Raw genomic sequence first — 7,925 nt, forward strand, 5'->3', positions numbered from 1 at the left:
GCTCTCCTGGGAGGTCGCGGGATCGCTCTACCTCGCTGGCACCACGGCGCTGTCGCTCGTGGCGGGCCTCCGCCTCGGGCCGGAGGATCTCGTGCTGATCACGGCCGCTGCCGGAGGCGTCGGCCACATCGAGTGCCAGCTCGCGAAGCTGGCGGGCGCGTCGGTGATCGGCGTCGCCGGCTCGGACAACCACGACTACCTGCGGTCGATCGGCGTGATCCCCGTGGGGCACGGCGACGACCTGGCGGCGCGCATCCGCACGGCCGCGAAGGACCGGCAGGTCACCGCGATGCTCGACAACTACGCCGGCTACGAGGCCCTCGCGGCCGAGCTCGGTGTGCCCGCTGGCCGGTTCGTGTCGAGCGATCAGCGGCGGCAGACCGAGCTGCGGTTCTACCTGGCGCCCGGCGACGACCGGGAGGCGCGCACGATGCTCGCGGACATCGCGGAGCTCGTCGCGACCTGGGGCATCCGCGTGCTCATCTCGGGCTTCTACGCGTTCGACCAGCTGCCCGAGGCGCTCGCCGACCTCGAGGCGCGGCACAGCCGCGGCAAGGTGATCGTCGGGATGCACACGAGCGCGCCCGCCGAGACGTACCTCGGGCGCAAGCTGCGCTCCGTGCACGCCTGACGGCTCAGTCGAGCAGGTCCCGCCGCACCACGACCGCGTCGCGGGAGGGGCCGACGCCGATCACCGAGATCGGCGCCCGCATCATCGCCTCGAGCGCGACGACGTAGTCCTGCGCAGCCTTCGGCAGGTCGTCGAAGGTGCGCGCGCCGGTGATGTCCTCGTCCCAGCCGGGCAGCTCCTCGTACACGGGCACGGCGTGGTGGAAGTCGGACTGCGAGACCGGCACCTCGGACATCCGGACACCGTCGACGTCGTACGCGACGCAGACCGGGATGCGGTCGAGGCCGGTGAGCACGTCGAGCTTCGTCAGCACGAAGTCGGTGACCCCGTTGATCCGCTGCGCGTACCGGGCGATGGGTGCGTCGAACCAGCCGGTGCGGCGGGGGCGGCCGGTGGTGGTGCCGAACTCGAAGCCCTTCGAGCGGAGGAACTCCCCCGACGCGTCGTGCAGCTCCGTCGGGAACGGGCCGGCGCCGACCCGGGTCGTGTAGGCCTTGCAGACCGCGATCACCCGGTCGAAGCGGTTCGGCGCGACCCCGGAGCCGGTCGCGGCGCCGCCGCTCGTCGCGTTCGACGAGGTGACGAACGGGTACGTGCCGTGGTCGACGTCGAGCATCGTCGCCTGCCCGCCCTCGAACAGCACGGTGCGGCCGTCGTCGAGCGCGGTGCTCAGCTCGAGCGAGGTGTCGGTGACCATCGGCCGCAGCCGGTCGACGTAGCCGAGCAGCTCGGCGACGACCTCGTCGACCGAGACCGCGCGGCGGTTGTAGACCTTCACGAGCAGGTGGTTCTTCTGGTCGAGCGCGCCCTCGACCTTCTGGCGCAGGATGCCCTCGTCGAAGAGGTCCTGCACGCGGATGCCGACGCGGTTGATCTTGTCGGCGTAGGTCGGGCCGATGCCGCGACCGGTCGTGCCGATCTGCCGCTTGCCGAGGAACCGCTCCGTCACCCGGTCGATGGTGCGGTGGTACGAGGTGATGACGTGCGCGTTCGCGCTCACCCGGAGGCGGGAGACGTCGACGCCGCGGGCGGCCAGAGCCTCGAGCTCGCCGAAGAGCACCTCGAGGTCGATGACGGCGCCGTTCGCGATCACCGGCACGACGCCGGGGCTGAGGATGCCGGACGGCAGCAGGTGGAGGGCGTACTTCTTGTCGCCGATCACCACCGTGTGGCCGGCGTTGTTGCCGCCGTTGAACTTCACGACGTAGTCGACGCGACCGGAGAGCAGATCGGTCGCCTTGCCCTTGCCCTCGTCGCCCCATTGGGCGCCGATCAGCACGATGGCCGGCATGCGGGATCCCTTCCGCCGTTGGGGTCCAAGCCTATCGAATGCTGATCTTGCACACCGATGTGCAAGATCGGAGTACGATGGGGCCATGACCACCGCAGCCCGTGCCCGCGCGCCCCGGCGGGACGCCGCGTCGAACCGCGAGGCCCTGCTGGAGGCGGCGCGGACGATCCTGAACCGCGACCCCGAGGCCTCCCTCGACACCATTGCCGTGACGGCCGGGCTCACCCGCCGTGCCGTCTACGGCCACTTCCCCTCCCGCAACACCCTGCTCGCCGAGCTCGCCGACCGTGGTGCGGCCCGCGTCGCGGCCGCCGTCGACAGCGCCCGCGCCGAGGATCCGGTCCTCGACATCGCGCTGCTCGGGCGTCTCGTCTGGGACGAGGTCGAGCACGTCCGCGCCATGACGCGCGTCGTCGTGCACGGGCCCCTGCGCGAGCGGATCGGACCGGTGCTCGGGCCGATCCACGAGCGGCTCGTCACCGACGCGGAGCACGCCGCACGTCTCGGCAGCGGCCGCGACGACCTGCCCGCCGAGCTGGTCGCCCGGCTCATCGAGGGTGCCGCGTTCACCGTGCTCGACGAGAGCGCGCGCGCCGACCTGTCCCGCACGGAGGGCCGCCGCCTCGTGATCCTCGCGGGACTCGGCGCGCTCGGCCTGTCCTGGCGCGAGGCGCACGCCCTGCTCGAGGCGAACCGCACCCTGCTCGACGCGGAGGCGCACCCGTGAGGCTCGAGCTCGACGGCGTCACCATCGGCGACGAGCCGACGCCCGCCCTCCCCGCGCTCGACGCGGTGCTCACCGACGGCGCCCCGACCCTCGTCGCGGTCGGCACCGAGCGCGGCCCGATGCTCGCCTCGCTGATCGCCGGCGGCCGGATGCTGCCGGACCGCGGCACCGTCCGGCTCGACGGGGAGGAGGACCCGGAGCGGATCCGCCGCGCCGTCGCCCTCGTCGACACCCCGATGGCCTCGGAGCCGACCCCTGCGGTGCCGGTCGGCTCGGTGGTCCGCGAGGAGCTCGTGCTGGCCGGCCGCCCGGCCTCGCGGCAGGCGGTCGTCGACCTGCTCGACGACCTCGGCATCGGCGCCTGGCGCCGCGCCCCGATGACGGACCTGCCGCCGACGGACCGCATCCGACTGCTGCTCACCCTCGCGGCCGCCCGCCCCGGCGTGGCCGCCCTCGTGCTCACCTCCCCCGAGCGCCACGGCGGTCCCTCCGACGAGTGGCTCGGCATCGTCCGGTCCCTCACCGAGGCCGGTACCCCCGTTCTCGTCGTCGGCGGCCGCGCCCTCGACCCCGTGCTCCGCTCCGCCGGCGTCACCGCCGCCCGCAGCTGACCCCGTTTTCACCCACCGTCTCCGCCGCCCCGGCGGAAGGGAATCGTCATGACCGTCCTCACCCTGCTGCGCAGCGAGCTGCGCCGCCTCACCGCGACCCGCCTCGGCACCGTCGCGTTCGTCGCCCTGATGACCGTGCCGCTGCTCTACGGCGGTCTTTACCTCTGGGGCAACCAGAACCCGTACGGCAACCTCAAGCACGTGCCCGCGGCCCTGGTCGTCGCCGACTCCGGCGCGACCGTGGACGGATCCGCCGTGCACTACGGCCGGGACGTCGCGAAGCAGCTGCTGAAGGACCCCGAGTTCGACTGGCGCGAGATGAGCGCCTCCACCGCGGCGGCCCGGCTGCGCACCGGCGGCGTCGACTTCGTCGTCACACTGCCCGCCTCGTTCTCGAAGGACCTCGCCTCGGCGGCCTCCGCCCACCCGACCCGCGCCCGCGTGGAGCTCACCACGAGCGATGCGAACGGCTACCTCGCCTCCACCATCGCCGGGCAGGCCGCCACCGCCATCCGCACGGGCGTCACGCGGCAGGTCGGCACCGCGGCCGCGAAGCAGTTCCTCGTCGGCCTCGCCACCGTGCGCGGGAACCTGACGGATGCGGCGAGCGGCGCGGCGTCCCTGCGGTCGGGGGCCTCGAAGGCCGCGTCCGGCGCGGCATCGCTCGCGAGCGGCCTCGCCACCGCCGACCAGGGCGCGCAGCAGCTCTCCGCGGGAGCGCAGCGCGCCGCCTCCGGCGCCACGACCGTCGCGAGCGGCGCGCGAAGCGTCGCATCCGGCGCCTCCGACCTCGCGGGGGGCCTGGCGACGCTGCGGAGCCGCACGGCGTCCCTGCCCTCCCAGACCAGCGCCCTCGCTGCCGGCGCGAGCCGCACCGCGAGCGGCGCGAGCGATGTGGCGGATGGCAGCGCCGCGCTCGCCACCGCGCTCGGCCGCATCGACGCCGGATCCGCATCCACGGCCGCCACGCTCCGGGCCCGGCTCGCCGCGGACGGCCTCTCGGATGCCCGGATCGCGCAGGCCCTCGCCGTGCTCTCCCCCGGCGCGAGCGCCGTGCACCAGGCCGCCGGCAGCGCGAGCACCCTCGCGACCGGCGCCGACCAGGTGTCGAGCGGCGCCGGGCAGGTCGCTACCGGCACGAAGGCCCTCGCCTCCGCCGCGCCGGCGCTCTCGAACGGCGTCGCGAGCGCCGCATCCGGTGCGGCCAGGCTGCGGTCAGGCGCGGACCGCCTCGCCACCGGGACCACGAGCCTCTCGACCGGCACCCGCTCCGTCGCCTCCGGCGCCGCCTCGCTCGCGAGCGGGGTCGGCTCCGCCAGCAGCGGCGCCACCACCCTGGCGAGCGGCACCGACGCCGTCGCCTCCGGCGCCACGAAGCTCCACGACGCCCTGGCATCCGGCGTCACGAAGATCCCGGCGACGACCACGGCCTCCCGCACGACGGAGGCGGCGGCGATCGGGAACCCGGCCGCCGTGGCGACCACGAAGGCCACGAGCGCGGGCAGCTACGGCGCCGGCCTCGCGCCCTTCTTCCTCAGCCTCTCCGCGTGGATCGGCAGCTACGCGCTGTTCCTCATCCTGCGGCCGCTGTCCCGCCGTGCGATCACCGCGGTGAAGGCGCCGCTGCGGGTGGCGCTGGCCGGGTGGCTGACGCCCGCGCTGCTCGGCGTCGCGCAGATGATCGGGCTCTACCTGATCGTCTCGGGTCCGCTCGACTTCCAGATCCAGTCGCCGCTCGGCACGATCGGGCTGCTCGCCCTGACCGCCGCGACGTTCGCGTCGATCCTGCTGCTGCTGAACGCGGCGCTCGGCAGCGTCGGGCAGTTCCTCGGCCTGATCCTCATGCTCGTGCAGCTGGTGACGGCGGGCGGCACCTTCCCGTGGCAGACGCTGCCGGCCCCGCTCGCGGCGGTCCACCACGCGCTGCCGATGGCCTACGCGGTCGACGGTCTGCGGCAGGCGATGTTCGGCGGCGACGCCGCACTCGCCTGGGGCGACGCGGGCGTGCTCGCGATCTGGCTCGTCGCCGCGGTGGCTCTCACCGCGGCGGTGGCGGCGCGGATGACCCGGCACCGCACCCTGCGCGATCTGCAGCCGAGCCTGCTCGGCGGCTGACGGGTCAGTCGCCGCCGGGCGTCAGCTCCTCGAGGGTGGCGATGGTGCGCGGTGCGCCGTGCACCCGCTCCAGCTCGGTGCGGGCACGGGAGGCGAGCAGCACCGCGGCGCCGGCGTAGCCTCCGGCGACGAGCGCTGCGGCGTTGACGCTGCCCATCCGCTTCGCGAGGACCTGCCACACCGCGATGGAGCCGAACACGACGCCCAGGGCTCCCGCCCCGGCCGCCCCGCCGGCGAAGCCCGCGCCCTTGGCGGCCTGCTTCGCGGAGTCACCGAGCTCGCGCCTGGCGAGCTCGATCTCGCGGCGGAGCAGGTTCGACACCTCTCTGGTGCCCTGGTTCACGAGCCCGGAGAGCTTCATCCGGGCCTTGGAGGAGAGATCGACGTCGCTCATGTCCCCATCGTCCTCTTCCTCGTGGTGGGAGGGCCGGGAACGGAGTCCGGACGGACCCCGTTCCCGGTCGTCTCAGGACTGCAGGTTCTGCCGGGCGTCCTGCGCCTGGCCTTGCAGGTCCTCCTTGGCGCCCTGCGCGGACCCCTGGATGTTCTGCTTGGCGTCCTGCGCCTGGCCCTTCACGTCCTCGGCGGCGCCCTGCGCCTCACCCTTGACGTTCTGGGCCGCGTCGGTCGCCGTCTCCTTGACGTTCTGCACGGCCTGCTGCGCGGGCTCCTTCAGGTGCTGCGCGACCTCCTGACCGGCGTCCTTCGCGACCTCCTTCGCCTTGCTGGCGAGCGGGGCGGCCTTCTCCTTGGCGGTCTCGGCGAGCCGCTGCTCGCTCTGCGTGCTCGGGAGCAGGGAGGACAGCAGCCAGCCGGCGCCGAACGCGATGAGGCCGACGACGAGCGGGTGGCCGGTGGCCTTGTCGGCGACCGTGCCGGTCACCGATGACGCCGTGTCCGAGAAGGACCCGGACGCGTTGCCGGCGGCGCCGGACACGTCGTGCCCGACGGACGAGACCTTGTCCTGGGCGTGGTGCACGGTGCCCATGACGGACTCCTGCACGCCGCGGAGACGGTCCTTGACCTTCTCCTTCTGGCGGTCGACGATCTGGTTCGGGCTCACCTTGTCGGCGAGCGCGTCGACGTCGGTGCTGAGGTTGCGCCGGGTCTCTTCGATCTCACGGCGGATGGTGTCGGGGTCGCTCATCGGGTGCCTCCGGGCTTCAATGTGGGCGGGATCTCTTTGATGGTTTCGGCGGTCTGCGGGGCGCCTTCGATCTCCTGCAGCTTCGTGCGTCCTCGCAGGGCGAGGATCGCGGCGACGATGCCGTAGACGACGGCGACGATCAGCGCGGACCAGGCGTTGCCGACCAGGTGGCCGAGGGCCCACCAGACGCAGATCGAGAGGAACAGGAGGGCGAAGTAGCCGGCGACGGCGGCGCCTCCGAGGAAGCCCGCCCCCTTGCCCGCCTTCTTCGCGGAGTCGGTGACCTCGGCTTTCGCGAGCTCGACCTCCTGCCGGATGAGGGTGGACAGGTCGCGGCTGACTTCGCTGAGGAGCTCGCCGAGACCCTCGGTCCTCGCGCGCTCCGCGGCGGGATCGGGGATCGGGTCGGGCCCGGTGTAGGCGGTGCTCATCGAGTGCCGCCCGTGGTGCCGAACTCGGTGCCCGTGCCGTACTCGTTCTCGGGAGCGGCCTCCGTGCCGTACTCGCTGCCGGCCACGTAGTCGGTCTCGGCGATGTAGCCGGTGCCGCCGTACGTGCCCTCGGTCGTGTACTCGGCCGCGACGGGCTCCGGGACGACGTACGGGGTGGTGGCGCCGTTCACGTAGGTCGAGTCGCTCTCGTACCCGGTGTAGGCGCTGCCGGAGTAGCCGGTCGAGCCGGATCCGCTGCCGCCGGACGCCGCACCCGCGGCGAGCGCCTTCGTGAGGCGGGCGGCCACGACGCCGGTGACGGCCGCGAGGCCGATGAAGAGGCCCGGACGACGTGCCGCGAACTGGCGCACCTCGTAGAGGACGTCCTCCGGGGACCGCGACTCGAGCCACTGGGCCGCGCTCTGGGCACGGCCGGCGAGGTTCTGGATGAGCTCGGCCGCGGGGCCGGAGTCGACCTGCTCGCCGTTGCGGAGCCGGTCGAGGTCCTGGCCGAACGTGCGGATCGTCTGCGTCAGGCGGTCCTGCTGCTTGCCGGCCTGGGAGGACACCTCGGTGGTGGCCTGGCCGTACAGCTGCTTGGCCTGCGTGACGGTGTCGGCGACGACGCGCTGTGCCTCGTCCTTCGTGGTCGAGGCGACCTGTGCTCCAGCCTCCTTGGCCGTGGACGCGACGTCCGCGGCCTGGTCCTTGACGTCACCGGCGGTCTGCTTCACGGTCTCCTTGGCCTGACCGGCGGTCTGCTTGGCCTGGTCGGCGGCCTGCGAGGCCTTCGAGTCGGACCCGCCCTGCTCCAGCGGTGGGACCGGCGTGACCGCGACCGCCTCGTCGTAGATCGGCGTCGCCGGGTAGACCGGCTCGTCGGGTGGGTAGTTGCTCATGGTGTCTCCTCATTCGGGAAGCGTGTCGGCGCGGGCGGCGGCTGTCGCGATGTTCGCGACGCCCCCGCGCCCT

Annotated in this window: 9 protein-coding genes; 4 read left to right on the forward strand and 5 right to left on the reverse strand. The window is 73.5% G+C overall.

Annotation, left to right across the window (positions count from 1 at the left end):
• Positions 1-631, forward strand: a 631-nt coding sequence (locus VIG76_RS03555; RefSeq protein WP_331951114.1) for a zinc-binding dehydrogenase, incomplete at its 5' end; no start/stop codon positions are given.
• 4 nt (positions 632-635) lie between these two features.
• On the opposite strand, the gene VIG76_RS03560 is transcribed toward VIG76_RS03555, so the two are convergent.
• A complete protein-coding gene (locus tag VIG76_RS03560) occupies positions 636-1,922 on the reverse strand; it encodes an adenylosuccinate synthase (protein ID WP_331951116.1) in 1,287 nt (428 codons plus the stop codon).
• Positions 1,923-2,007: 85 nt separating this feature from the next.
• On the opposite strand from VIG76_RS03560, the gene VIG76_RS03565 reads away from it, so the two are divergent.
• From VIG76_RS03565 to VIG76_RS03575, 3 genes are read left to right on the forward strand one after another with little or no spacing between them, the layout of a single operon-like run.
• Positions 2,008-2,649 carry a TetR/AcrR family transcriptional regulator gene (locus VIG76_RS03565; RefSeq protein WP_331951118.1) on the forward strand — a complete coding sequence of 214 codons (642 nt, stop codon included), beginning with the start codon at positions 2,008-2,010 and terminating at the stop codon, positions 2,647-2,649.
• On the forward strand, positions 2,646-3,260 hold the full coding sequence (locus VIG76_RS03570) for a hypothetical protein (RefSeq protein WP_331951120.1): 615 nt from the start codon (positions 2,646-2,648) through the stop codon (positions 3,258-3,260). The genes VIG76_RS03565 and VIG76_RS03570 overlap by 4 nt, the downstream gene beginning before the upstream one ends.
• Before the next feature lie 48 nt (positions 3,261-3,308).
• The gene (locus VIG76_RS03575; RefSeq protein WP_331951122.1) at positions 3,309-5,375 is read left to right on the forward strand and encodes a YhgE/Pip domain-containing protein; all 2,067 of its coding nucleotides are present in this window, start codon (positions 3,309-3,311) and stop codon (positions 5,373-5,375) included.
• 4 nt (positions 5,376-5,379) lie between these two features.
• On the opposite strand, the gene VIG76_RS03580 is transcribed toward VIG76_RS03575, so the two are convergent.
• The 4 genes from VIG76_RS03580 to VIG76_RS03595 form a co-directional block, all read right to left on the reverse strand.
• Entirely contained in the window at positions 5,380-5,769 is a 390-nt protein-coding gene (locus VIG76_RS03580) for a phage holin family protein (protein ID WP_331951124.1), read from the reverse strand.
• A gap of 72 nt (positions 5,770-5,841) precedes the next feature.
• Complete coding sequence (locus tag VIG76_RS03585) at positions 5,842-6,522, reverse strand: DUF3618 domain-containing protein (protein WP_331951126.1); 681 nt, start codon at positions 6,520-6,522, stop codon at positions 5,842-5,844.
• Positions 6,519-6,953: a phage holin family protein gene (locus VIG76_RS03590; protein WP_331951128.1), complete on the reverse strand. Its 435-nt coding sequence runs from the start codon at positions 6,951-6,953 to the stop codon at positions 6,519-6,521. The genes VIG76_RS03585 and VIG76_RS03590 overlap by 4 nt, the downstream gene beginning before the upstream one ends.
• A complete protein-coding gene (locus VIG76_RS03595; protein WP_331951130.1) occupies positions 6,950-7,852 on the reverse strand; it encodes a hypothetical protein in 903 nt (300 codons plus the stop codon). Before VIG76_RS03595 ends, VIG76_RS03590 begins: the two co-directional genes overlap by 4 nt.
• Positions 7,853-7,925 lie beyond the last annotated feature (73 nt).

This window comes from Amnibacterium sp. (assembly GCF_036559085.1).
Lineage (GTDB): Bacteria > Actinomycetota > Actinomycetes > Actinomycetales > Microbacteriaceae > Amnibacterium.

Bases quoted from the DNA above. Each gene is read 5' to 3' on its own strand.
- VIG76_RS03560 (WP_331951116.1), bottom strand. From the start codon at position 1,922: ATGCCGGCCATCGTGCTGATCGGCGCCCAATGGGGCGACGAGGGCAAG.
- VIG76_RS03565 (WP_331951118.1), top strand. From the start codon at position 2,008: ATGACCACCGCAGCCCGTGCCCGCGCGCCCCGGCGGGACGCCGCGTCG.
- VIG76_RS03575 (WP_331951122.1), top strand. From the start codon at position 3,309: ATGACCGTCCTCACCCTGCTGCGCAGCGAGCTGCGCCGCCTCACCGCG.
- VIG76_RS03580 (WP_331951124.1), bottom strand. From the start codon at position 5,769: ATGAGCGACGTCGATCTCTCCTCCAAGGCCCGGATGAAGCTCTCCGGG.
- VIG76_RS03585 (WP_331951126.1), bottom strand. From the start codon at position 6,522: ATGAGCGACCCCGACACCATCCGCCGTGAGATCGAAGAGACCCGGCGC.
- VIG76_RS03590 (WP_331951128.1), bottom strand. From the start codon at position 6,953: ATGAGCACCGCCTACACCGGGCCCGACCCGATCCCCGATCCCGCCGCG.
- VIG76_RS03595 (WP_331951130.1), bottom strand. From the start codon at position 7,852: ATGAGCAACTACCCACCCGACGAGCCGGTCTACCCGGCGACGCCGATC.